This is a genomic window from Marinobacter iranensis, assembly GCF_029207565.1.
In the GTDB taxonomy this organism is placed as follows: domain Bacteria; phylum Pseudomonadota; class Gammaproteobacteria; order Pseudomonadales; family Oleiphilaceae; genus Marinobacter; species Marinobacter iranensis.
In genome coordinates, this window is the sequence record NZ_JANCMW010000178.1 from 1 (window position 1) to 269 (window position 269).

General features: G+C 62.5%; 1 protein-coding gene. It reads right to left on the bottom strand.

Going from position 1 to position 269, the window contains the following annotated elements; genetic code table 11:
• The coding region (locus tag NLU14_RS23255) for a LacI family DNA-binding transcriptional regulator (protein ID WP_420845095.1) at positions 1-104 on the bottom strand (104 nt) is incomplete at its 3' end.
• Positions 105-269: the final 165 nt, after the last annotated feature.

Genomic DNA, 269 nt, shown 5'->3' on the forward strand with positions numbered 1-269 from the left:
ATCAGCGGATGATCGTTGAGCGCCCGCGAGACGGTCGAGATCGATACGCCGGCCAGCTGCGCGAGATCCTGCAGCGTCGTATTGTTGTTGCTACTGCTGCCCATTGTGCCCAAGCTTGAGGAAAGCCGAATACGGCCAGTTTAGAACGGTGAGGGGGGAGCATTGCAAGCTGGCGACGCGAGCGCCGCGCCGCGTGTAGCGCGGCTCGGCTTGCTGCAGATCTGGAACATGTGCTTCGGCCTGCTCGGCATCCAGATCGTCTGGGGCCT